This window comes from Pseudomonas sp. FG13, from assembly GCF_057809755.1.
Genome location: NZ_JBMDKO010000002.1, coordinates 191450 through 213537, shown reverse-complemented (window position 1 = coordinate 213537; position 22088 = coordinate 191450). Strand labels below are relative to the sequence as shown.

Here is a 22088-nt window from a genome sequence, read left to right as displayed (position 1 = left end):
TTATGACGCGGGGCGCCTTGCGCGCCCCGTCGATTGAAGAGATGTTTGAAACCTTAGATCGCTTTCAGCGTGCCTTTTGGCAGCGTGGCCGCGATAGCGCCCTTCTGGAACTTCATTTCAACGGTGTCGGACACTTCCAGCACCACGAAATCGTCGGCCACTTTGGTGATCTTGCCGGCGATACCGCCAGTGGTCACCACTTCGTCGCCCTTCTGCAGGCTACCAAGCAGGTTCTTCTGCTCTTTGGCGCGCTTGGCCTGTGGACGCCAGATCATCAGGTAGAAGATGACCAGGAAGCCGACCAGGAAAATCCACTCGAAACCGCCACCCATAGGCGCGGCTGCGGGAGCAGCGGCATCAGCCATGGCGTTAGAGATAAAAAAGCTCATTTAGCACTCCAGTTGCAAGTATTGAATCTTAGGATCGGAAAACTCAGTCCAAGGGCGGCACAGGCAACCCGCGCTTGGCATAGAAGGCCTCGACGAAGGCGGCCAATGTACCCTGTTGAATAGCCTCGCGCAAACCAGCCATAAGCACCTGGTAATGGCGCAAATTGTGGATCGTATTCAGCATGCTACCGAGCATTTCGCCGCACTTGTCCAAATGGTGCAGATAAGCGCGGGAGAAGTTCTTGCACGTGTAGCAGTCGCAGGTCGGATCCAGCGGCGAATCATCATGGCGATGAAACGCGTTACGGATCTTCAGCACGCCCGTGTCGATGAACAGATGCCCATTGCGGGCATTACGGGTTGGCATCACGCAATCGAACATGTCCACCCCGCGGCGCACACCCTCAACCAGATCTTCCGGTTTGCCAACGCCCATAAGGTAACGAGGTTTGTCAGCGGGCATCTGACCCGGCAGGTAATCCAGCACTTTGATCATTTCGTGCTTGGGTTCACCCACCGACAGGCCGCCGATGGCAAGGCCGTCGAAACCGATCTTGTCGAGGCCTTCGAGGGAGCGCATGCGCAGGTCCTGGTGCATGCCGCCCTGGACGATACCGAACAGCGCCGCCGTGTTGTCGCCATGGGCGTTCTTGGAGCGCTGGGCCCAGCGCAACGACAGCTCCATGGACACCCGCGCGACGTCTTCATCGGCCGGGTACGGGGTGCATTCGTCGAAGATCATCACGATGTCCGAGCCCAGGTCACGCTGGACCTGCATCGACTCTTCCGGGCCCATGAACACCTTGGAACCATCCACCGGCGAGGCGAAGGTCACGCCCTCCTCCTTGATCTTGCGCATGGCGCCCAGGCTGAACACCTGGAAACCGCCGGAGTCGGTCAGGATCGGGCCTTTCCACTGCATGAAATCGTGCAAGTCGCCGTGGGCCTTGATCACTTCCATGCCCGGACGCAGCCACAGGTGGAAGGTGTTGCCCAGGATGATCTCCGCGCCGATGGCCTCGATGTCCCGTGGCAGCATGCCCTTGACCGTGCCGTAGGTGCCCACCGGCATGAACGCCGGGGTTTCCACCGTACCGCGGGGGAAGGTCAGGCGACCGCGACGTGCCTTGCCATCGGTGGCCAGCAACTCGAAGGACATGCGACAGGTGCGACTCATACTGTTTCCTCGGGCCCGCGTGGCGCGGGGTTACGGGTGATGAACATCGCATCACCGTAGCTGAAAAAGCGGTAACCATGCTCGACGGCGGCCTTGTAGGCGGCCATGGCTTCGGGATAACCAGCGAACGCCGAAACCAGCATCAACAGCGTGGATTCGGGCAAATGGAAATTGGTGACCAGGGCATCGACCACATGAAACGGCCGGCCCGGGTAGATGAAGATATCGGTGTCGCCGCTGAACGGCTTGAGCACGCCATCGCGGGCAGCGCTTTCCAGGGACCGCACGCTGGTGGTCCCCACCGCCACCACCCGCCCGCCGCGAGCGCGACAGGCCGCCACGGCATCGACCACTGCCTGGCTCACTTCCAGCCATTCGCTGTGCATGTGGTGGTCTTCGATACGCTCCACCCGCACCGGCTGGAACGTACCAGCGCCGACGTGCAGCGTCACGAACGTGGTCTCGACGCCCTTGGCGGCAATCGCCTCCAGCAACGGCTGATCGAAATGCAGCCCCGCCGTCGGCGCCGCCACCGCCCCCAGGCGCTCGGCGTACACGGTCTGATAACGCTCGCGGTCCGAACCTTCGTCCGGGCGATCTATATAAGGAGGCAACGGCATGTGCCCGACACGGTCGAGCAGCGGCAACACCTCTTCGGCAAACGCCAGCTCGAACAACGCATCATGCCGCGCCACCATCACCGCCTCGCCGCCACCGTCGATGAGGATCGACGACCCCGGCTTGGGCGACTTGCTGGAGCGCACATGGGCCAACACACGGTGGCTGTCCAGCACCCGCTCCACCAGAATCTCCAGCTTGCCGCCGGAGGCCTTCTGGCCAAACAACCGCGCCGGGATCACCCGGGTATTGTTGAACACCATCAAGTCGCCTGGGCGCAAATGCTCAAGCAAATCAGTGAATTGACGGTGAGCCATGGCACCGCTGACCCCGTCCAGGGTCAGCAGTCGACTGGCACGACGCTCGGCCAGAGGGTGGCGAGCGATCAGCGAATCCGGGAGTTCGAAGGTAAAGTCAGCAACACGCATGATGGGGTTCGTCTAGCAGGGCCGGAAAGTCTAGCGGAAATATCGAAAATTGACCATGAAACGTGATTGACCAACGGTAGGCACCTCTCTATACTTCGCCGCCATTGAGCCCTGATGGCGGAATTGGTAGACGCGGCGGATTCAAAATCCGTTTTCGAAAGGAGTGGGAGTTCGAGTCTCCCTCGGGGCACCATCTTAAAGAAAGACCTTGAAATTCAAGGTCTTTTTTTTCGTCTGCAGGAAAGTGGACTTGCCGTGATCCAACGCATCACCCAATCCATTGTGGCGAGGGGATTCATCCCCGCTGGGCCGCAAAGCGGCCCCAACCACCAAACCTCTGGCAAGGAAGAATCTGTGGCCAGTAGGAACCTGTGGCGAGGGAGCTTGCTCCCGCTTGAGCGCAAAGCGCTCACAAAAATGTCATTGCGGCGCCCAAAGATTGACCCCGTCGCGGCTCTCGGCACCTAAACCGTTAACTCCACCCTCACTCCCGGCTACAAAGGATTTCACCCCATGGAATTGCTGCTGGAAACCGTCGCCCTCTATTGCCTCAAACTGGTTTACGAGGCTGAGGACCATAGTCCGATTCTCCGGGATGATCCGCTGATGGCGGATTATGAGCGGGAAGTGTTCGGGTTGATGGTGCGCAAGGGGGATATCCAGGGGATTCGGGGCAAGGTGGAGCATTGCCTCGGGTTGGCACTGCAAGCGGTTGGTGGTGCTAACACTGTCCTAGGCCACGAACTGAATCGGTTGGCGGCAGACTTCAGTGCTGCGCAGACGATTGAGCAGTTTGATCATCCGCTCACGACGCTCAAGGGTTATCTGAAAGATATTCAGTGAACTAGATGCTGAACGGGCCTGAACAACACCGATCGTTCCCACGCTCCGCGTGGTAATGCATCCAGCGACGCTCCGCGTTGCAGCCTCTACAGATGCTCTCTCACAGGTAAATCATGGACGACATCATCACAACGATAGGCGGTTGGTTGACCGAAACCCACGAGGCGAAACGGCGAATGATGAGCAACCTGGAAACGCTCTTCTGGATTGCCACTGCCATTGTCGGAGCGGTCGCCGCGAAAGAATACACAGCGAAACGTAAAGCGATGATGATGCGAGCAGAGCAAGCTTTGCCGGAGCGGGACCTTATTGCTATGTCGTTCAGCGAAGAGAATGGTCGACCGGTGAAATGCACTGGGGTCCTGCGACGGCTTGAGAATGGGTACACCGTCAGTGTGACTCGCGAGGTTGGCGGGGAGTTTACCGAGGTGTCCAGTGAGACAATACCGTCCCTGGAGGGTGTTGAGCTTTACCTTAGAAATCGTACTTCATTTGTCCTGTCGGATTTCAGATAGGTCGAACAAACGGCTCGATGAGTCCCGAATGGCAATATTGGTGCTTGCGCCCCATCAAAAAAATGAATTTTTTCCGCCCACGGCCAAATAAATAAAATCTGCCTCCCTCCTCTTTGCTCGTCAAACCTCTTTAAACCCCTCCATCAACAGCTCGACAAATTTATCTCTCGCACTATAAACCTCAACATTCTTATTCCACATGAAATAATTTTGCACAGGAAACAGATCATCAAATACATATCCACTGATACTTCCGACGCTTTTAAACTGTTCAAACATCCCCCTCGGAACTAACGAAGCTCCTGCACCGGAGCTGACACAGCCAAGAATGGTGCCATAACTGGCTATATTGGTTATGGAGCTCGATACCTCATGCGTCCTCAGCCAATTCTCCAGTGCTCCCCTGTAAGGGCATCCCTCTGGCCACATGAATATATCCATACCGCTTAAATCCTGCGGCTCACTTATCCGCCCTGCTGTTGCAGAAGCAATCAATACAAGCTCCTCCTTGTAAATTTCTGCGCTTACAATATCCGGATGCTCAGGTTTGACCGCAATGATTGCTCCATCCAGTTTATGGCCAACCACATCGCTTAATAACTGTGACCAATCGCCAGTACTGAACTGCATTTGCACCAGAGGATAGAGTCGATGATATTTTGCCAACAACCTGGGCAATCTACCTGTTGCGGATGACTCAATAGCGCCAATCTTCAAACTGCCCGATGGTGCTGCCGCAGAATCAAGAGCTCTTTGTGACTCCTGACATAGAGACAATATTTTATTTGTGTAATCAAGAAACAATCTACCCGACGGACTGATGACCAGCCCCCTTCCCTTCCTGATAAATAATGAGACACCCAGCTCTCTTTCTAAAAGCTTGATTCGATTTGTGATGTTTGACGGAACGCAGTGCAACAATTCAGCAGCGCGAACAATACTGCCCTCATCTGCCACCGCCTTGAACATAGTTAGCTGAGAAAACTCCATACCATTACTCACTGAAAGTGAATGATTTGCCGAGTATAAGTCACTTGTCGTGAGCACTCCAACCCGTTAATTTCAAGCCTCTGACTGGATGGAAAAACTTAACCGGGCATTCAAACAGCGGGAGTAGACCTGGATGGATTTTAACCAAGCCATGATCGCGCTAGGTTTTTTTGCCTTCTGCGGCGGCTTGATAGATGCGGCGGTAGGCGGTGGCGGGCTTGTACAAGTGCCGGCACTTTTACATGCCCTGCCCCAACAGAGCCTGGCCACTGTTTTCGGCACCAATAAACTGGCTGTTCTGGCGGGTAATGCGAGTTCCATACTCAGCTATTTAAAGCGAATAACCGTCGTGTGGAGGCTGATGCTCCCCACCATGTGCTCGGCATTTGTCTTCGCTTTCCTTGGGGCCGCTGTAGTATCTGATGCGCCTAAGAAACTGGTGGAGGTTGTTGTTTTTTTCGTCCTGATAGTCATGGCTATTTATACTTTCAAGGAGAAAAAATTAGGGCTAGTGAGTTCCAATAAACCTTGCGGAACAAAGGAGATCGCATCGGGGATTTTCTTTGGCGGTTTGATAGGGTTTTATGATGGTGTCTTTGGCCCAGGCAGCGGCAGTCTTTTGCTTTTTATTTTTGTCAAATTTTTTGGCTTCGATTTTCTAAATGCATCAGCATCAGCAAAGCTGGTTAACTTGGGTACATTTAGCGCAGCGCTTATGTTTTTTGTTCCATCCGGTAATGTGTTATGGGCTATTGGAGGCGTGGTTGCACTTTGTAATATGGCGGGTTCTCTAGCCGGTGTTTTTTTGGCACTGCGTTATGGGAGTGGCTTTATAAGAATTTTCTTCCTGATGCTCCTTATTTTCTTAATAGGTCGAATGGGGCTAGGTATTTTTATAGACAATCAATAGTAAAAAGGGCCTTGCGCTAGCAAAGCCCCTTAATGAGATGGGTAGCACCTTTTCCAGCGAACCTATCTCACCTCAACAATATCCAACGCCCGATTCGCCAATAGCTCACTCAGCTCGATCACTTGCTGAATCCCCAAGGCCACATGTCGCCGCGACCCATCTAGGTCAAACGCCAAATCACTGATCATGGCATTGGCCGAAGCCAGATTCTCACTAAGGCTGGCAAGCAGGCATTCAGAATCAACATCAGAAGCAATGCGGAAAATGGTGTTGGGATTGTCGGACGTTTCTTTCTCGGGCTTGGGGTTCAGATAGAAATCCAACGCTCGGGTGGCTGCGTCGTCGATTTTCTTGTTGCGCGCTGACTGGGCGCGGGAGACGTGTTCGTCTGTTACTGGGGGGTTCGGTGTAATTTTGACCATGACCTTAGCTCTCTTGGTTGAGGCTACGACCCGCTCGCGACTAAACGATTGGGAGGCAGCTGTACGCAGGTTAGTCGACCGACGAGCTAAGAAATCGGCGCGCCCGAGGGCGCCCTGCGCACAGCCACCATCGAGTGCAGGGATGGGGATACCTGACTGACGGACGCTTGAGCGACTTAGCTACGACGGGCGACTAAACCCGATCACTGATGAGCAGTGACAGGTCCAAACTACCGACGCAACCCCAGGCGCACAAGCCGGCGGATTCTGGCGTAGTTGTAGGCAAAGGCGCAAGGCGATGTGAGCTCTAGGGCGCGACCTGACGGCGGGTGGTCACGATGAATGGCCTGCCGTCAAGGGCTCTTTGTTCCAGAACAATCCTGTTCTTCTCCACCTCCTTGATGCGCGCCTGCCCCGATGCCCCTGCCGGGTAGATATCACTGAGGTTGGGCATGCTAGAGCCGACAAACTGCGCCACCGTCAAAGGCGAGATCTCTTTGCCGTCCACCCTATACGTCTTGGGCAACGTCTTCATTTGCTCCAATGTGAACGAAAGGTACTCGCTATCCGCATTCCAGCTACCCGCGCCGTTAACGCTGTACTCGAACCGATAGGGTTTCGAAGGCTCTGTTCCAACCAGCGCGATCACGCCGTTCAGATTGTAATGGTTGTTGGCGAAGTACTCGGTCATGCCCTTGAACTCGAACTGAACACCGCCATCGAGATAGCTGAACTCCTCGGTCCAACGTCCAATGAAATGGCTTTTGTAGTAGTCAGCCCTCATGTCGTCCAACCAGGTTGAGATGGCGGGGAACCCCGCCATCAAGCCAACAATTGCTACAAGAGCAGCCCAGCTTTTTACCGAGTACTGCTTAAGTGTCGAGACAGTGGTCATTAATAGCTCCTAATCCATGAGGAGGCGTGCAGCACTCCGGTTCGTCTGTGCAGTTACTGCTTCAGGTCTTCTATCAGCTTGCCGACTGCCAGATCAGATACGCGGGAAAACGCTGCACGCAGTGCTTCGGGATCGGTGGCGTACTGCTCAGGGGTGTAGGCGAGGGTGTTGCTTTCGTTGAAGGGCGAGATGGTATTGAAGTTGCGCCAAACCGATGTGCCGCTACGTTTCATGGAGCCGTTGACGCCGATAACCGGGTAAAGCACGGAGCTGTAGTTTTTCAGACTCAGTCCCCACTGCGAGACCATGATTTCAACGTCGGCATCCGCTTTCTCGCCTTCCGCCACGAGGGTGAACATACCTTCTTGCTTAATGCGCTTCTCGAAGCTTTCACGCACCAGTTTTCCCAGATCGATACCGTGGGCCTGCATGTTGTTCAGAATCGCTTGAGAGATATCTGCCGTCGCGCCATCGGCCGTCTTGGTGCCCATGACCGAACCAGCGCCCGTCAATGCGCTCGTGCCAGCGCTCGATGCGCCAGCCGCCATGCCAGTCGCTGCGCCTGCCCCGGCACCCAGGCCTGCCCCCCAAGCCTGGGTCATGCTCGTGTACTTGAAGTTTTCCACCGCAAAGTACACAGGAAGGATTTTGATGGTTTTGATCTGGTGGCGGTCTTCAACACTCAAAGACTTGGTGACACACCCGGAAAGCAGGCTGACCGAGAGCAACGCGAGAAACAGATTTTTCATTGATAGGAATACCGATGGCATGAATGACGTGTCGCCTGAGCGAAGGGACCTTTGAGTTCCAAAACGTCTCTCTGACCGCTCCGGTTTTCTCTCAGGATAAAAAGGGGTTCGGGTAGCCATGACCGACAACCGTTCTAGTAGAAGCGGTCTTCCTGCTTCATGCCATAAATGCGCCCGAACGTTCTGAAGGAGATCCACAGGAACAACAGCGTCAGCAATACCCCGCCCGCCATAACGATAAAGCTGGCGCGGTTGGTGTGCAGCTCGGTGGCGATGCTGCTGATTTGGGGTAACCAGTGAGAGTAAAGCAGTGAAATTTCTTCACCTACTTTGTACTGGTAATGTTCGCTGTAGCGCTGGTCAAAGTATTCGTCTTCATGAACCTGTTGATCACTGTCGACATACCGGTAATGAATGATGACGCCGTTGGGATTCATCGGGATGCCTTCCAGATGCGTCACCGTGCCTTTCGCTTCGACAGGGGTCCACCGAATGGCGCCATAAATGGTCCCTGAGTGTTTTGCCAGTGAGGCTAGAAACAACAGCAAGATGCAAGCAATGGTCAGCAGGACGATGCGGTTATAGAGATGATCTTTTTCAGCTTCACATGGGTAAAACATGCTCCGGTCCCTCGGGGATAAATTCTTGCGCATCCTATCGGCGTTCGATCCAACAAATTGAATTTCTCCAGTGATTTTCCCTTGCTCCTGGAGCATCTGTCGGGCTTTACAGGGCTGCTGCACAGCCCAGCGGGAGCAAGCGCCCTCGCCACCGGTTGATGGTTGTCCTTACCTGAGCTGCATGACGATCAGTTGCCTCTACGCGTTCTCATCTTTTTCGGCCGCCTCATCGCTATGCACCACCACCAACAACTGCGCCTGAACATCCCCCACCGAACGCAACCGATGGGGCTTCTGCGCATTGAAATGCAAGGCGTCGCCGCGATTCAGCAGCACGCGCTCGTTCATGAAATCCACTTCCACCTGCCCCTCATGCACGAATAGAAACTCCTCCCCCGTGTGTTCCTTGAACGCGTGGTGCGCGGTGAATTCAGTCGCGGGGTAAAGGATGAAGGGCAACAGGCTGCGCTCGGAGACCTGATGGGCCAGGACCGCGTATTCGGAGCTGCCGCTGCTCGACGCCAGCGAGCGCCGGTCTTCACTGCGCACCAGGCTGTAGCTGTCGAGGGAGACGTTCTCCTCTGAGAACAATTCTTCGACGTTCACGTTCAGCGCCTTGGCGAGCTTGAGCGCGGTGGCGATGGAGGGCGTGCTCAGCCCGCGTTCCACCTTGGACAGGTAGCTCTTGGTCATCCCGGTTTTTTCGGCCAGGACGTCCAGTGTCATGCCGAGTTTTTTCCTGAGCAATTTCAAGCGAATGGACATAGGTAACCAACATTTCCTGGGAAACGGACAATCAAAGGTTGCAAATGACACTTTGTGTCATATAGTATTTTTTGTGTCATTAGCACCTTCCCTTTACAGCTTCCATGACGCGGATCAAGAACGGTCAAAGAACGAATCAGGAGAACGGATATGAGCAAGACACTGGCGACACCCAAGGACCAGTTGGTCCAGCACGCTGTTAACCAGATGCAAAAATCACTGCCGGATAATACGTGGACTGTACGACAAAAGCTGGCCCTGACCTGCCGCATCCTGTTCGAAAACGGTCACGACTCGGGCCTGGCCGGGCAGATCACTGCGCGCGGGCCGCAGCCGGGCACCTACTACACCCAGCAATTGGGCCTGGGCTTCGATGAAATCACCGCCGGCAATCTGCTGCTGATCAATGAAGACCTAGAGGTGCTGGAGGGCCACGGCATTCCCAACCCGGCCAACCGCTTTCATACCTGGGTCTACCGCGCCCGGCCGGATGTGAATTGCATCATCCACACCCACCCGACCCACATCGCCGCGCTGTCGATGCTGGAGGTGCCTTTGCAGATTTCCCACATGGACCTCTGCCCGCTCTACGAGGACTGCGCGTTCCTGGAGGGCTGGCCGGGTGTGCCGGTGGGCAATGAGGAAGGCGAATTGATCGCCGGCGCCCTGGGCGACAAGCGCGCCATCCTGCTTTCCCACCACGGCCAGTTATCCACCGGCGCCACGGTGGAGGAAGCCTGCAACATCGCCCAACTGATCGAACGCGCCGCGAAGCTGCAACTGCTGGCCATGGCCGCCGGCGAGGTGAAACCGATCCTGCCTCACCTGGGCCGCGAAGCCCACGACTGGATCGCCCGCCCCAAGCGTCATGCAGCCGCCTTCAACTACTACGCCCGGCAAAACCTGCGTCAACACGCCGATTGCCTGAACTGAACCCCTTAGGAGCCACGCCATGTCTACCCCCAATATCCACGGCATCATCGGTTACACCATCACGCCCTTCTCCGCCGACGGCCAAGGCTTGGACCTGGACGCACTGGGCCAGTCCATCGACCGCCTGATCGACAGCGGCGTTCACGCCATCGCGCCTTTGGGCAGCACCGGCGAGGGCGCTTACCTGAGCGATGCGGAGTGGGATCAGGTCAGCGAGTTCAGCATTGCCCGCGTCGCCGGCCGGGTGCCGACGGTGGTCAGCGTGTCGGACCTGACCACCGCCAAGGCGGTACGCCGCGCACGTTTTGCCCAAGCGAAGGGCGCCGATGCCGTGATGGTGTTGCCGGCCTCTTACTGGAAACTGAGCGAGGCGGAAATCCTGGCCCACTACCAGGCCATCGGCGCCAGCATCGACCTGCCTATCATGCTGTACAACAACCCAGCCACCAGCGGCATCGACATGTCTGTGGAGCTGATCTTGCGGATTTTCAACGCGGTGGCGAACGTCACCATGGTCAAGGAGAGCACCGGCGACATCCAGCGCATGCACAAGCTGCAGCTGTTGGGCGAGGGCCAGGTGCCGTTCTACAACGGTTGCAACCCACTGGCCCTGGAAGCCTTCGCGGCCGGCGCCAAAGGCTGGTGCACCGCAGCGCCGAACCTGATCCCACAGCTCAACCTCGACCTGTATGACGCCGTGCTGGCCAACGACCTGAGCCGGGCCCGGGCGCTGTTCTATCGTCAACTGCCGCTGCTGGACTTCATCCTCAAGGGCGGCTTGCCGGCCACCATCAAGGCCGGTCTATGCAGCCTGGGCCTGGAGGTGGGCGATCCACGCTTGCCAGTGTTCCCACTCGACGAGGCGCGCATTAGCCAACTGCAGACGATGTTGAATCAATTGCGCTGAATCACGCTGGGCCCTTGCGACCGACAGGTGGGCCATCCTGTTCGGTCGCTGTTGTCCTAATGGGTGAGCACCGCCATGACCATCGAGGCAATGAGATGAACACCTATCAACCCTTGAACTGCGACCTGCATGACTACCTGGAGATTGCCTGCCTGTACGGCTACACGCTGGACATCGAACTGACTGACGACCAACGCCTGACCGCCCGCGCGATCACCACGCGTACCGCTCGCACGCGGGAGGAGTTTCTCGACGTTGAAACCGCGGAGGGTCGTCGGGAGATTCGTCTCGATCATTTGTTGGCGATTACGCCGCGGGATGAGCACGCCCAGTTTGGCCGGGTTGTGCTGGCGGTGGGTGGCTAAGCATCAAGCTTGTTAAGCGCCACCAGATGCAAGGTTGGTTTGGGGCCGCTGCGCAGCCCCAGCGGGGCGGTGCGACGATTCGCTAAATCCCCTCGCCACAGCTTGAGGAGACTTATTGGGTACCGGGTTGTAGCAGGCTGCCAAGTGCTGTCTCCTGATGCTGCTGTGTTTACACCATTACTCCACATACCTCACATCAAACGACCCTCTGACAATTTGACCTTCCGTATCGGCGAAAGAATAGACCCCTCTGAAAAACCTGAAGAATCTGCCGAACTCTATAGTGATCGTCCCGGTACTGACCGAATGATGCTTCCCCTCCTCGTCGATGAAGATCCACCGTATAGAGGGGCCATCGAAATCACCAGGATATTGAAACGTTTGTGTGTCGCCACCCGCTTGAGCGGCCGGGAAACCGATAAAAATCGCGGCGTCGTCCTTTTTTCCTCGCTTCCACGCTTTCAGCCCTCCTTGCAGAAATCCGCCACTGGCGTTGTTGCCATCGCTATTGAACAACGTCGCATTGACCTCTGTAAAAGTTACCGAAGATGGCGTATTGACGATAATCGTTCCTACCATGCGGGCATCTGATTTTTTATTGTCGGTTTTCATGTTTGAACCCTCAGTGCTGTGACTCAAGGCGCCAATAAGACAGCGCAAAGGGATATAAGCATCAGATATACCCATCGACTACTGTCAGAAGTAACAGCTAACAAGATCGTTTTAATGAGTTGGTTGCGAGTGATCTGCAAAAAACGCAATAACCGTGGGAGCAAAGCTTGCTCGCGATGGCGGTAGTCAATCGGCAATAACGGCCTGCCGCCATCGCGAGCAAGCTTTGCTCCCACAGGTTTTGCAGCGTTTGATCCTGCTGTTTCTTTTGGCCGCCCGGCAAAAATCTTTCGCTTTATCCCCTCCCGCAAAGCTCCCATCCGCTCCAGCAAAGTCGCCGCGCCCTCTCCCCCTCGATAATGCCCGCTTCGCTTGCAGTCCCCTTACCCGCCAACACCGTGTAAACCCCATGAACCTACGTGCCTTCATCCGTTGTTATTGCCTCAAGTCCAGGTTCGCCATGAGTGCGCTGATCCGGCTGCACCGGGCGCTTGCTTTCATGGCCGGTTATCTGGCGCGGTTGGGTTTCGACTCCGAGCGGTGGCCGGTGCCTCGGGATGAGGATGCCGCGGACAGGCAGGCCAATGCCATTTGCCCGGAGCTGGCCGCGACTGTGTTCAGCCATGCGCGGGAAGGGGCGATGCTGGTCGACCCCTTCGGGCGGGTCATCGGTGTGAACGAGGCGTTCACGCGCCTGACCGGTTATGGGGAGGACGAGGTCAGGGGCCGGGACTTGAATTCCCATCGCATGGTGCGGCGGCTCGCGGCGTTCTATGCGCCGATGAAGAACGCGTTGGATTTCCACGGGCACTGGTCCGGGGAAATCCAAAGCAGCCACAAGGACGGCCGGGAGATGACGTCGCGCGTCAGCATCAGTGCCGTGCATGACCGCCACGGCAATGTTCAACATTACGTGGTGCTGCTCAGCGACATGACTCAGATGAAGCAACGCCTGCAGTTGCTGGAACGGGACGCCCGGTATGACGCGCTCACGCAATTGCCCAATCGATTGCTGCTGGCCGAACGGATGCGCCAGGCGTTGGGCAAGGCGCGGATCCATCAGCAGAAGGTGGCGATTGCGTTTATCGACCTCGACGGTTTCAAGTCGCTGAACGACAGTTACGGGCATGACTGGGGCGATCGGGTATTGCAGATCGTCGCGGCGCGGATCAACGCGACGCTGCGTGCGAGCGACACGCTGGCGCGACTCGGCGGTGATGAGTTCATCGCCGGATTGGTGGAGCTAGAGGAGGTGCAAGACAGCGAGCCGTTGCTCAAGCGCATGCTGCAAGCGGCCAGCGCGCCCATCCTGATCGGCGCCCAGACGGTGGAGATTTCCGCCAGTATCGGCGTGGCGTTTTTCCCCGAGCACGGTCAGGAGATCGACGCGCTGATCAGCAAGGCGGACCAGGCGATGTACCTGTCGAAAAAGGCCGGCGGCAACCGCCTGGCGTTTTGTCCGACCCGCTTCATTTCCCTCAATAACGGAGCCTGACGGTGGTGCCGACGGTTCTTTCGCTGCCGGTCATCACCCCGTAGTCACCGGCGCCGAGCAGCGAATAGACGGCGGTGACGTAGTGACGGTCGAACAGGTTGCGCACCCAGCCTTCCACTTCCCACCCGCGGTCCTGGCTGCGCAGCCCCAGGCGCAGATTGGTGAGGCCGTAGCTGGGCTGGTAGCTGCCTTCGCCGCCTTCGAGAGTGCCGGAGTATCCGGTCCGGAAGCTGTAGTCGACACCGCTGTAGGCTTCCAATCCATAAGGCAGCGGATGGGTATGCTCCAGGCCGCTGGTGAGACTCCATTCCGGCGCGTTGTAGAGCCGGTCGCCGCTGAGGTCGCAGGTCCACTGGCCCGAGGCCGGCGGGCACGGTGCGTTGGGAAAGCTGCGATAGCGCGCGTCGCTCCAGGCCAGACCCAGGCGTCCGGTAAGCCGGGGGGCCAACTGCCAGGCCGAGTCCAGTTCGATGCCACGCAGGCGCACCTTGCCGACGTTGATCAGGTTGTCCCGCAGCGGTGGCGCGAACACCGATGTCGACGGGCTGTAGGTGAGCGCCTGGTAATTGTCGACGTCGGTCTGGTAGACGGCGAGGTCGAGCAGCGCGCGCTCATCCCAGAACCGCGTCTTCATGCCCAGCTCCAACGACGTGGCGCGCTCCGGCTCGAAGGTGGGCGCGGCGAACGGGCCGACCACGTCGAAGTTGATGCCGCCAGCCTTGTAGCCGCGGGACCAACTGACGTAGCCCATCACGGCATCGCTGAAGCGGTAGCTGGCGCTGAGCAGGCCGGAGACGTTGTCTTCTTCAATCGAGTCCTGGCGGTAATAATCCCCCCCGAGGGCGATGTCCCGCAGCAATTGGCCGCCCGCCTGGAACGTCGGTGGCAGGCCGGCCAGCGAGGCGAGGTTGCTGACGTCGCGGGAGATCCAACCGTCCTTGCGCTCCTGGCTGTAGCGCAGGCCACCGGTCAGTTCGAGGGGGTCGACGGGGCGCCAGGACACCTGACCGAACACAGCTCGGCTGTCGCCCTTCTGCTCGCCGTCGTAACGTTGCCGGGCGCCGTCCAGCAGTTGGGGCGGCACCTGCCGCGGATCGGTGATGGTGATGCCGTAGAGCTTCTGCAATTGCTCCAGTTGGTCGCCGACGAACCAGGACGCGGCGTCCTTGCCGAATTCGACATCGATATCACGGTCAAGCTGCTGGTGCAGGTAATAGAGCCCGACGACATAGTCGATGGACGAGCCGGCCGTGCCGGACAGGCGCCATTCCTGGCTGAACTGCCGGTGCCCCAGCTCGGTCTCGGACTGAGCCACCGACAGCGCGGTACTGTCGCCGTCGCGGGTGGCGCGGTAGTCCCAGTCACGGTAGGCGGTGATGCTGGTCAAGCGCATCGCCTCGTCCAGGTCCCAGTTCAATTCCAGGGACACACCGTTCTGCTGGGTCTGCGGGTGCCCCGGTGCGTCGATACGCACTTCACGTTGGTAAGGGTCCGGCTCTGCCAGCGGATAGCCGACGAACTGGGCCCGCTTGCGCGTCTGCTGGCTGTAGTGGTTGACCAGAAGCACGTTGCCGGCCTCGTTTTGCCGGGCATGGTCTGCGATCAGGCGCGCACTGAAGTCCGCGTTCGGGGTCCAGAGCAATTGCCCACGCAAGCCTTGGCTGTCGGCGTCACCAAGGCGGGCGCCGTCTTGCAGGTTTTCCACTTGTCCATCGACCGAGCGTTCGAAGACGTTCAGTCGCCCGGCCAGTACATCGTCGTGCAGCGCCCCGGAAACCGTCCCGCGATATTCACGCAGACCGTGCTCGCCGTAGCTGGCCTCCAGGTTGGCCTCGGGCTGGAACGTCGGCTGACGGGTGATGATGTTCAGCGCGCCCGCGGTGGTGTTCTTGCCGAACAAGGTGCCCTGGGGCCCGCGCAGCACTTCGATGCGCTCGATGTCCATCAACTCGGTGAAGGCCATGCCCTGGCGCGCCTGGTAGACGCCATCGACGTAAGTGCCGACGCTGCCTTCCAGGCCATCGTTGTAGGCGGTCGCGCCGAAACCGCGCAGGCCGAAGCCGGCATAGCGGGCGTCATGCCCGGACACCACCAGCCCGGGCACGCGCTGCTGGATGTCTTGCAGCGTGTGCAGGCCGGCTTCGTCCAGTTGCTCGCCGTAGAGGACGTTGATCGGGATCGGCACCTGTTGCGGGTCTTCCTCGCGGCGGCGAGCGGTCACCTTGGTTTCCTCAAGGACCAGGGGAGCGGGTGATACGCCAGGCGTGGTCGGCAATGGCGTTTGTTCGGCATAGGCCGCCGTGCAGGGCAATGCCGTCAGGCTGCCGAGCAAGAGTAGCCGGTAACGCCGACCGAGCACGCTATTGCTCCCGAGCCATCGGGCGACGCACGCTGTCCGAGTCCGTCAGTGCCTTGACCCACGCCAGCAATTCACGGCTGTCGGCGGGCTTGAGCAGAACCGCATCGAAGGTCAGGTCCTGGGGATAGTCCTCCGGCCTGCGAGGCGGAACCGCCGAATAGAGCAACACCGGGCAATCGTGCCGGTGCTCGCGCACCCGTCGCAGCAACGCCCAGCCGTCCATGCCGGGCATCATCTGATCGCTGATCAGCAGGTCGACCGGCTGCTGCGCGAGGCAGGCCAGGGCATCCTCACCGCTCGTCGCAAGGCTCACGTCAAACCCGTAGCCCGCCAGCAGGTCATACAGCCATTCGCCGTTCTGCTCGACATCGTCCACCAGCAGGACATGCTGGCCCTGGCCATCGAACGGCTCGGCATGGCTATCGACGATGCCGCTTTCCAGCTCGTGTTCCGCGGCGCAGTGCAATTGCAGGCGAAAACTGAAGCGGCTGCCGCCTTGCTCACCGGACTGGAGTTCCAGCCGGCTGCCCATGCGCTCCAGCAGTTGCGTGACGATGGACAAGCCCAGCCCGCTGCCTTCGTAGCGTTGCGCATTGCGGCCACGATGGAACGGTTGCAGCAGTTGTTCGAACTCTTGCGGATCGATACCGATGCCGCTGTCGATCACGCTGAAACGCAGCGCCACGGTGTCAGCTGTCGCCCCTGGCGAAGCGCTCACTTCGAAACGGACCTGGCCGTTGCGGGTGAACTTCGCCGCGTTGGCCAAGAGGTTCATGAGGACCTGCCGCAGCCGTTTGAAATCGGCCTCCACCAGCGCCGGCAGGTCCTGCGCCAGAACGGCTTCAAAGGTGTTGCCCTGCCGCGCGGCGAGGAAGCCCGCCTCCTCTTCGATTTCCCTCAGGAACCCATACAAATAGCCGGGCGCGAGGGTCAGTTGCATCTGCTCCAGTTCCCCACGGGAGAACTCGAGCATCTCGTCGATCAGCTCCAGTTGCTGGCGGGCGTTACGCTCGATATTGGCCGGGTATTCGTGGTTCGGCCCCGCGTGCAGCAGGCGTGAATAATCGATGATGCGCACCAGCGGCGAGCGCAGGTCGTGGCTGATGCGGGCCATCAACGCACTGCGTGCCGCCAGCGATTCGCGCAACTGTGCAGTGCGCAGCGCCACGGTGCTTTCCAGGCGCTCGTGCTCGGCCTGGCGCTGTTGTTCGAGGGTGGACAGGGCGTGTTTTTCCCGATACCGGCTGCGGCTGACTTCCATGATCAACGTGCACACCAGCAACGCCACGCCGGGCAGGGTCGACGACAGGCTGTGTTTGCTTTGCGGCGACTGCCAGGGCAACTGTTCCTGCGGAAAGAAAATCCGCATCAACAACTGCGAAAGCAGTAGCCCCGGCACCAGCCACGCCATCCAGTGGTAAGTGAGCCGTCGGCGCCACGCCATGAACAACGTGGCCAGGAGCACGCCGTAGAAACTCAGGAGCGACACCTGGATCATCTGCGCACCTTGGACCGGATCGACCTTCAACCACCAGACCCGGCCAACGGCACAGCCCAGCAGCGGCACCCAATAGCTCCAGCCAATGATCCGGGGCAGCCGGGCCACCTGTAGCAATACACGCATGTAGGCGAGAAACAGGACGAACGAGATCACGCTGACGCACGCCAGCAGCTCGCGCGTCCAGCCGAGCGCCGCGGGCCAGTAGATCAGGTAGCCGTTCACGATGCAGGTCAGCAGGATATAGCTCAGTACCGCGCCTGCATTCACGTTCAGCAATCGGGAGCGCAGGATCCAGCCGACGATCAGCCCGAACGGGACGACCAGCAGGACAATACCCAGGGTCAGTCCGTCACTCAGGTAAATCTGTTGTTGGCTGCGCAGCAACGCCGGCTCGGACCACAGCTGCGGCTCCAGCAGCATCTGGAAACTGCCGGTCACCCGGATGAACAGCGTGGTGCCCTGCCCCGCCGCCAGCGCGACCGGGAACGCCGGTTGACGCGCCGCCGGTTGGGGCCATTCGGCCAGGGGATGGGCGCTACCGGCATGGGCCTCGCGCCAGTGTCCGTCGACAGATTGATAGACGCGGATGTCTTCCAGCCGCGGCGCCCCGATCACCAGCAGGCGCGAACAGGCCCTGGCGCTTACATTGGTGAGTTGCAGTTTCAACCAGAATGCCGAGCGGCTGTAGCCTTGCGCCGGCCAGCCAGGGGTCGCGGTGTTGAATCGCCCGTCGGGCAGTTGCGCGACTTCCTCCAGGCTCAACCTGGCCTGGGGGTCTTCGACAAACTGCATCGCGGGCATCACATCCAGCTGTTCAGCCTGGCAGATATCCACAGGCGCCGCGCGCAGCAGGCCGGCGGACAACAACGTCATCGCCAGCAACAAAAATTGCAGGCCCCGCATCAGGCGCGCCCGGCCGACTCGGTATCGGCTATACCCAGGGTTTGCTGGCGAAACTGACTGGGCGTCATGCCGATGCGTTGACGGAAGGCCGTGGTGAAGTTGCAGGCATTGCGAAAGCCCACCAGCTCGGCGACGTCTTGCACGCTCACGGCACTTTCGGTCAGCAATTGTTGGCCACGACGCAGCCGCGCATCGCGAATGTAAGCGAACACAGTCAGCCCCAGATGCTCGCGAAATATCCGGGAAAGACGTTTTTCATGGGTGCCGACTTTTTGCGCCAATTGCACCAGGGAGGGCATGTCGTCGAGGTGCTGTTCAATCCATCGCATCGCGGCGCGCAGCACGATCTCGTCGCCCTCGGGCTCGGGGTCCGCCGGGCTGGCTTGATGGGACGGCGGCGCGCGCCAGGTCAATTGCAGGTGGATCTTGATGCGCGCCAGCACTTCTTCGGGGGCGCAGGATTTGGGGATGTAATCGACCGCGCCCACGGTCAGCCCTTCCAGGCGCTCCAAGGTGCTGTTGGCCGAAGACAAGAAGAGAATGGGCGTCTGCCGGGTCGACGGAGCCTCGCGCAACAGCCGGCACAGGCTGAAGCCGTCCATGTGCGGCATGTGCACATCCAGCACGATCAAGTCGGGACGCAATGCCAGGGCCCGTTGATAGCCCTGCTGGGCATCGCTGGCCAGGGATATGCGCCAGGGCTGTGCGTTCAGCAGAATGAGCGTGGCACGGAGGTCCTCCGGAACATCGTCGATCAACAGAATATGCGGCAGCGCGTCACCAGACACCGTCGCCCGCCCAGACACAGCCGCCCGCCTTTCGTCTCGTCCGTCGTCCATTCGCTACGTTCTCTTATCGCGCTTTTGCCAACGTCATTGCCGAAAGGCAAAGGTATCGCAAAGACAATCGAGGGATACGGTAAAAATCGTTATACCAATAGCGGCAGGTGCAGCGAAGACTTGAAGAGGCTGGGTCGTCCGTGGCTTTCTCCCCGTTAGACGCCGGTGCTGAAGCGGTCTTGCGGCGAGGCTAAGGATCAAACGACGCAAAACCTGTGGGAGCAAAGCTTCCTCGCGATGACGACAAACCAGTCAACACTGCTGCTGACTGACTTACCGCAATCGCGAGCAAGCTTTGCTCCCACAGGTTTGTGGCTTAACTGATTGGCATTAGGCTGAGGGGGGGGGTGGGGCTGCGGTGCAGCCCAGCGGGGATGAATCCCCTCGCCACAGAGCGGCCCGGTCGTTATGCAGTGTTTACAGCATTGTGCTTTGCAAACCCACCATGCTCCCGATACCACGCCACCGTATCCGCAACGGTCACCTCCAGATCCCGAAAGCGCAGCCCCAGCGCCTGCTCGCTCTTGCGAGGGTCGAAACAGGTGCGATGCTCCTCGCGTATCACCAGCCGCAACGTCGCCAAGCTCAACAAGATCGGCTTGCCAGTCAGCCGGGCATAGATCTCCTGCACCGTCGCGAAGGCATATAACAAGGGCAGCGGCAGTTGCCGCGAAGGGGTTTTGACGCCCGCGATCCGTCCCAGCACGGGCACCAACTGCCCCATGGTCATGTGCCGGCCCGCTGCTAGGTAGCGCTCGCCTCGCTGTCCCAGCTTGGCGGCGGCAATCAGTGCCCAGGCCACGTCGCGGGCATCGACCACGGCAAAACTGCCGGGGATCAGCCCGGGCAACTTGCCGTTCACGACGTCCTTGACCAGTTGTCCCGAGGACGTCGGGCCCATGTCGCCAGGGCCCCACATCCAGCCGGGCAGGACCATGCAGGCGTGCATGTCGGGATGGGCGTCCAGGAAGGTCAACACGACACGGTCGGCGAGGATCTTGCTGCGGTAGTAATCGTCCGCATCGGCCTCGGCCCGCAGGCAGGTTTCATCGATGGACGCGCCGGGTTCACCGTCGAGCACAGCGATGGAAGAGGTGTGGATAAATCGGCGTATGCCCGCGCGGTACGCCTGATGAAGCAGGTCTCGGGTGCCGCCGACGTTGATCGCTTCAAGCGCCGCCCAGTGGCTGCCGCCCTTGTAGTTATCGCGAAAGAATGCCGCCGTGTGGAACACCGTATCGCAGCCTTGCAGCGAAGCGGCGAAGGCGTTGACATCGGCCATGTCGCCGACAATCAGCTCCACACCGGGCAGGTCACTGAATTGCTGTTCGCCTTTGCTTCTGGAGCGGACCAGGGCTTTGACGGCGTAGCCACGCGCAACCAGTTCCCGTACCAGGTTGTTGCCCAGCAGGCCGGTGGCGCCGGTCACAAATACGTTGCGCATGACTCAAGCCTCGCCCTGTTCGGCGGACGGCAGCAGCACCGCGCTGTCGAAGAACACTTCTTCATGGGTGGCCAGCCCATCCTTGAAGATGAAGTGCGCCGCAAAGTGCACAGTGATGTGCCGACCATGGGGCGGTATCACCCGCTCCGGCAGCACCAGGGGGGCAGTGAAGGTGCCGGACAGTACGGCAACCAGCGCCAGTCGATCCTCGGCGACCATGAAGGGGCTGAAAGTGATTTCGGCGTCGGGCAGCGCTTCGAACAACGCGAGTTCCCGTTTGCGCATGGCCTCGCGACCAATCTGAATGCCCGTGCCATCGAGGTAGATGAAATCCTCGCTCACCAATGCAAGCATCGCCTCCACATCACGGCAATTGAAGGCTCTTGAGGCGCGTTCCGCGTAGTCGTTGGGGCCGGCGGTCATACAGTCCACTCCGTGGGTTTCGAAGGGCCGTAGATATACCGTTGGCGCCGTTTTTGAAAAACAGCGACTGCTGCATAATGGTTTTGCACATATGCAAACCAGGGAAGACAGGACGCATGGCATCGCAGGCGAATTGGGACGATCTTCGATTGCTGCTGGCCGTCTCGCGGCGGGGCAGTTTTCTTCAGGCGGGGCAGTTGTTGGGAATCGCGGCGTCTACAGTGTCCCGTCGCCTGACGCAGTTGGAAAGCGCCTTGGGCGAACCCCTTGTCGAGCGGGGCGTCGAAGGCTGTTGGCTGACCTCGCGAGGCCAGTCGCTGGTGGAAGTCGCCCTGGCCGCGGAAACCGGCTTGCGCCGACAAACCGTTACGAGCCCGCCCGGGCGGCAGGCTGAGCTCAGTGGCAGCGTGCAGGTCAGTGCCGGGGAGGGTTTCTCTTCCTCCGTGCTGGAGGCCGCGAGCCGCTTCACCGCCCTGCACCCCAATTGTTCGGTGGAATTGCTGGTCACCGCCGAATTCCACAAGATCGTCCGCGGCGTGGCAGACATTGCGGTGCGCACCGCCCATCTGGGTGAGCCGTCACTGATTTACAAGCACATCGGCCGAGTCGCTTACGGCGTCTTCGCCGATGCGGCCTATCTGAAGCGCTCTCCAGCGCTCACCCCAGCCACGGCGGCGCATATCGCCTTGCTTCCCCCGCTGGACATGTTGCAGCAACTGCGCGCGGCAAAAGCCGGCGGCCTGGAGCATGCGCCGATCAGCGTGAATTCGTTCACCGCACAACTCGAGGCAGTGCGGCGAGGCATGGGGGTGGCGGTATTGCCTCGGGTATTGGCGCAGGATCTGATCGAGGTGTTTCCTGAGCTGCCTATTCCAGACCTGGAAATCTATCTGGTGAGCCGGCCCCAGGCGTTGAAGCAGGCCCATATCAAATGTTTTTTCGAGATGATGGAGCAGGTGTTGCTGGAAAGTGTGTCCGGGGGTTAG

23 protein-coding genes and 1 tRNA gene are annotated in these 22088 nt (G+C 59.2%); 9 read left to right on the top strand and 15 right to left on the bottom strand.

Annotated elements, in window-relative coordinates:
• Positions 1-53: 53 nt before the first annotated feature.
• The 3 genes from yajC to queA are packed head-to-tail and all read right to left on the bottom strand — an operon-like array spanning position 54 to position 2612.
• Positions 54-389 carry a preprotein translocase subunit YajC gene (gene yajC / locus ACODTO_RS03515; protein WP_024777037.1) on the bottom strand — a complete coding sequence of 112 codons (336 nt, stop codon included), beginning with the start codon at positions 387-389 and terminating at the stop codon, positions 54-56.
• A gap of 43 nt (positions 390-432) precedes the next feature.
• Positions 433-1548, bottom strand: coding sequence for a tRNA guanosine(34) transglycosylase Tgt (tgt, locus tag ACODTO_RS03510; protein ID WP_162843649.1), 1116 nt, complete (start codon positions 1546-1548; stop codon positions 433-435).
• A 14-nt stretch (positions 1549-1562) separates the two neighbouring features.
• A complete protein-coding gene (queA, locus tag ACODTO_RS03505; RefSeq protein WP_313925235.1) occupies positions 1563-2612 on the bottom strand; it encodes a tRNA preQ1(34) S-adenosylmethionine ribosyltransferase-isomerase QueA in 1050 nt (349 codons plus the stop codon).
• A 108-nt stretch (positions 2613-2720) separates the two neighbouring features.
• On the opposite strand from queA, the gene ACODTO_RS03500 reads away from it, so the two are divergent.
• The 3 genes from ACODTO_RS03500 to ACODTO_RS03490 all read left to right on the top strand — a co-directional run bounded on the left by ACODTO_RS03500 (position 2721) and on the right by ACODTO_RS03490 (position 3970).
• Positions 2721-2805, top strand: a tRNA-Leu gene (locus tag ACODTO_RS03500).
• Positions 2806-3125: 320 nt separating this feature from the next.
• Positions 3126-3455, top strand: coding sequence for a hypothetical protein (locus tag ACODTO_RS03495; protein WP_313930829.1), 330 nt, complete (start codon positions 3126-3128; stop codon positions 3453-3455).
• A gap of 113 nt (positions 3456-3568) precedes the next feature.
• A complete protein-coding gene (locus tag ACODTO_RS03490; protein WP_489105977.1) occupies positions 3569-3970 on the top strand; it encodes a hypothetical protein in 402 nt (133 codons plus the stop codon).
• Between the two features lie 120 nt (positions 3971-4090).
• On the opposite strand, the gene ACODTO_RS03485 is transcribed toward ACODTO_RS03490, so the two are convergent.
• Entirely contained in the window at positions 4091-4960 is an 870-nt protein-coding gene (locus ACODTO_RS03485) for a LysR family transcriptional regulator (RefSeq protein WP_489105976.1), read from the bottom strand.
• A 133-nt stretch (positions 4961-5093) separates the two neighbouring features.
• On the opposite strand from ACODTO_RS03485, the gene ACODTO_RS03480 reads away from it, so the two are divergent.
• Positions 5094-5870 (top strand): sulfite exporter TauE/SafE family protein, encoded by a 777-nt coding sequence (locus tag ACODTO_RS03480; RefSeq protein WP_489105975.1) that lies wholly within the window; start codon positions 5094-5096, stop codon positions 5868-5870.
• 62 nt (positions 5871-5932) lie between these two features.
• On the opposite strand, the gene ACODTO_RS03475 is transcribed toward ACODTO_RS03480, so the two are convergent.
• The 5 genes from ACODTO_RS03475 to ACODTO_RS03455 form a co-directional block, all read right to left on the bottom strand.
• Positions 5933-6292, bottom strand: a complete 360-nt coding sequence (locus ACODTO_RS03475) for a DUF6124 family protein (RefSeq protein WP_041023403.1) — start codon at positions 6290-6292, stop codon at positions 5933-5935.
• Positions 6293-6599: 307 nt separating this feature from the next.
• On the bottom strand, positions 6600-7187 hold the full coding sequence (locus tag ACODTO_RS03470; protein ID WP_139645955.1) for a hypothetical protein: 588 nt from the start codon (positions 7185-7187) through the stop codon (positions 6600-6602).
• 53 nt (positions 7188-7240) lie between these two features.
• Positions 7241-7936, bottom strand: coding sequence for a hypothetical protein (locus ACODTO_RS03465; RefSeq protein WP_489105974.1), 696 nt, complete (start codon positions 7934-7936; stop codon positions 7241-7243).
• Between the two features lie 134 nt (positions 7937-8070).
• Complete coding sequence (locus tag ACODTO_RS03460; protein ID WP_489105973.1) at positions 8071-8556, bottom strand: hypothetical protein; 486 nt, start codon at positions 8554-8556, stop codon at positions 8071-8073.
• Between the two features lie 198 nt (positions 8557-8754).
• Positions 8755-9321 (bottom strand): helix-turn-helix domain-containing protein, encoded by a 567-nt coding sequence (locus tag ACODTO_RS03455; RefSeq protein WP_139645952.1) that lies wholly within the window; start codon positions 9319-9321, stop codon positions 8755-8757.
• A 150-nt stretch (positions 9322-9471) separates the two neighbouring features.
• Here ACODTO_RS03455 and ACODTO_RS03450 point away from each other — a divergent pair, with 150 nt between their 5' ends.
• From ACODTO_RS03450 to ACODTO_RS03440, 3 genes are all read left to right on the top strand, one after another.
• Complete coding sequence (locus tag ACODTO_RS03450; protein ID WP_024777027.1) at positions 9472-10254, top strand: aldolase; 783 nt, start codon at positions 9472-9474, stop codon at positions 10252-10254.
• Positions 10255-10273: 19 nt separating this feature from the next.
• Entirely contained in the window at positions 10274-11161 is an 888-nt protein-coding gene (locus ACODTO_RS03445; protein ID WP_024777026.1) for a dihydrodipicolinate synthase family protein, read from the top strand.
• A gap of 95 nt (positions 11162-11256) precedes the next feature.
• Positions 11257-11526: a Rho-binding antiterminator gene (locus tag ACODTO_RS03440; protein ID WP_489105972.1), complete on the top strand. Its 270-nt coding sequence runs from the start codon at positions 11257-11259 to the stop codon at positions 11524-11526.
• A gap of 177 nt (positions 11527-11703) precedes the next feature.
• Here ACODTO_RS03440 and ACODTO_RS03435 read toward each other — a convergent pair whose 3' ends face one another.
• The gene (locus tag ACODTO_RS03435) at positions 11704-12138 is read right to left on the bottom strand and encodes a hypothetical protein (protein ID WP_139645946.1); all 435 of its coding nucleotides are present in this window, start codon (positions 12136-12138) and stop codon (positions 11704-11706) included.
• A 409-nt stretch (positions 12139-12547) separates the two neighbouring features.
• Between ACODTO_RS03435 and ACODTO_RS03430 the strand changes: the two genes are divergently transcribed.
• Positions 12548-13633 carry a diguanylate cyclase domain-containing protein gene (locus ACODTO_RS03430; protein WP_489105971.1) on the top strand — a complete coding sequence of 362 codons (1086 nt, stop codon included), beginning with the start codon at positions 12548-12550 and terminating at the stop codon, positions 13631-13633.
• On the opposite strand, the gene ACODTO_RS03425 is transcribed toward ACODTO_RS03430, so the two are convergent.
• From ACODTO_RS03425 to ACODTO_RS03405, 5 genes are all read right to left on the bottom strand, one after another.
• Positions 13617-15992 carry a TonB-dependent receptor gene (locus ACODTO_RS03425; protein WP_489105970.1) on the bottom strand — a complete coding sequence of 792 codons (2376 nt, stop codon included), beginning with the start codon at positions 15990-15992 and terminating at the stop codon, positions 13617-13619. The genes ACODTO_RS03430 and ACODTO_RS03425 overlap by 17 nt on opposite strands.
• A gap of 1 nt (position 15993) precedes the next feature.
• Positions 15994-18396: a hybrid sensor histidine kinase/response regulator gene (locus ACODTO_RS03420; protein WP_489105969.1), complete on the bottom strand. Its 2403-nt coding sequence runs from the start codon at positions 18394-18396 to the stop codon at positions 15994-15996.
• On the bottom strand, positions 18396-19235 hold the full coding sequence (locus ACODTO_RS03415; protein WP_489105968.1) for a helix-turn-helix domain-containing protein: 840 nt from the start codon (positions 19233-19235) through the stop codon (positions 18396-18398). The genes ACODTO_RS03420 and ACODTO_RS03415 overlap by 1 nt, the downstream gene beginning before the upstream one ends.
• A gap of 406 nt (positions 19236-19641) precedes the next feature.
• Complete coding sequence (locus tag ACODTO_RS03410) at positions 19642-20679, bottom strand: SDR family oxidoreductase (protein ID WP_489105967.1); 1038 nt, start codon at positions 20677-20679, stop codon at positions 19642-19644.
• A gap of 3 nt (positions 20680-20682) precedes the next feature.
• Positions 20683-21102 carry an ester cyclase gene (locus tag ACODTO_RS03405; protein ID WP_139645933.1) on the bottom strand — a complete coding sequence of 140 codons (420 nt, stop codon included), beginning with the start codon at positions 21100-21102 and terminating at the stop codon, positions 20683-20685.
• A 116-nt stretch (positions 21103-21218) separates the two neighbouring features.
• Between ACODTO_RS03405 and ACODTO_RS03400 the strand changes: the two genes are divergently transcribed.
• Positions 21219-22088, top strand: a complete 870-nt coding sequence (locus ACODTO_RS03400; protein WP_489105966.1) for a LysR family transcriptional regulator — start codon at positions 21219-21221, stop codon at positions 22086-22088.

What these genes read in the sequence shown, in the direction of transcription:
- yajC (WP_024777037.1), bottom strand. Translation starts at nt 389, where the DNA reads ATGAGCTTTTTTATCTCTAACGCCATGGCTGATGCCGCTGCTCCCGCA.
- tgt (WP_162843649.1), bottom strand. Translation starts at nt 1,548, where the DNA reads ATGTCCTTCGAGTTGCTGGCCACCGATGGCAAGGCACGTCGCGGTCGC.
- queA (WP_313925235.1), bottom strand. Translation starts at nt 2,612, where the DNA reads ATGCGTGTTGCTGACTTTACCTTCGAACTCCCGGATTCGCTGATCGCT.
- ACODTO_RS03495 (WP_313930829.1), top strand. Translation starts at nt 3,126, where the DNA reads ATGGAATTGCTGCTGGAAACCGTCGCCCTCTATTGCCTCAAACTGGTT.
- ACODTO_RS03490 (WP_489105977.1), top strand. Translation starts at nt 3,569, where the DNA reads ATGGACGACATCATCACAACGATAGGCGGTTGGTTGACCGAAACCCAC.
- ACODTO_RS03485 (WP_489105976.1), bottom strand. Translation starts at nt 4,960, where the DNA reads ATGGAGTTTTCTCAGCTAACTATGTTCAAGGCGGTGGCAGATGAGGGC.
- ACODTO_RS03480 (WP_489105975.1), top strand. Translation starts at nt 5,094, where the DNA reads ATGGATTTTAACCAAGCCATGATCGCGCTAGGTTTTTTTGCCTTCTGC.
- ACODTO_RS03475 (WP_041023403.1), bottom strand. Translation starts at nt 6,292, where the DNA reads ATGGTCAAAATTACACCGAACCCCCCAGTAACAGACGAACACGTCTCC.
- ACODTO_RS03470 (WP_139645955.1), bottom strand. Translation starts at nt 7,187, where the DNA reads ATGACCACTGTCTCGACACTTAAGCAGTACTCGGTAAAAAGCTGGGCT.
- ACODTO_RS03465 (WP_489105974.1), bottom strand. Translation starts at nt 7,936, where the DNA reads ATGAAAAATCTGTTTCTCGCGTTGCTCTCGGTCAGCCTGCTTTCCGGG.
- ACODTO_RS03460 (WP_489105973.1), bottom strand. Translation starts at nt 8,556, where the DNA reads ATGTTTTACCCATGTGAAGCTGAAAAAGATCATCTCTATAACCGCATC.
- ACODTO_RS03455 (WP_139645952.1), bottom strand. Translation starts at nt 9,321, where the DNA reads ATGTCCATTCGCTTGAAATTGCTCAGGAAAAAACTCGGCATGACACTG.
- ACODTO_RS03450 (WP_024777027.1), top strand. Translation starts at nt 9,472, where the DNA reads ATGAGCAAGACACTGGCGACACCCAAGGACCAGTTGGTCCAGCACGCT.
- ACODTO_RS03445 (WP_024777026.1), top strand. Translation starts at nt 10,274, where the DNA reads ATGTCTACCCCCAATATCCACGGCATCATCGGTTACACCATCACGCCC.
- ACODTO_RS03440 (WP_489105972.1), top strand. Translation starts at nt 11,257, where the DNA reads ATGAACACCTATCAACCCTTGAACTGCGACCTGCATGACTACCTGGAG.
- ACODTO_RS03435 (WP_139645946.1), bottom strand. Translation starts at nt 12,138, where the DNA reads ATGAAAACCGACAATAAAAAATCAGATGCCCGCATGGTAGGAACGATT.
- ACODTO_RS03430 (WP_489105971.1), top strand. Translation starts at nt 12,548, where the DNA reads ATGAACCTACGTGCCTTCATCCGTTGTTATTGCCTCAAGTCCAGGTTC.
- ACODTO_RS03420 (WP_489105969.1), bottom strand. Translation starts at nt 18,396, where the DNA reads ATGCGGGGCCTGCAATTTTTGTTGCTGGCGATGACGTTGTTGTCCGCC.
- ACODTO_RS03415 (WP_489105968.1), bottom strand. Translation starts at nt 19,235, where the DNA reads ATGGACGACGGACGAGACGAAAGGCGGGCGGCTGTGTCTGGGCGGGCG.
- ACODTO_RS03410 (WP_489105967.1), bottom strand. Translation starts at nt 20,679, where the DNA reads ATGCGCAACGTATTTGTGACCGGCGCCACCGGCCTGCTGGGCAACAAC.
- ACODTO_RS03405 (WP_139645933.1), bottom strand. Translation starts at nt 21,102, where the DNA reads ATGACCGCCGGCCCCAACGACTACGCGGAACGCGCCTCAAGAGCCTTC.
- ACODTO_RS03400 (WP_489105966.1), top strand. Translation starts at nt 21,219, where the DNA reads ATGGCATCGCAGGCGAATTGGGACGATCTTCGATTGCTGCTGGCCGTC.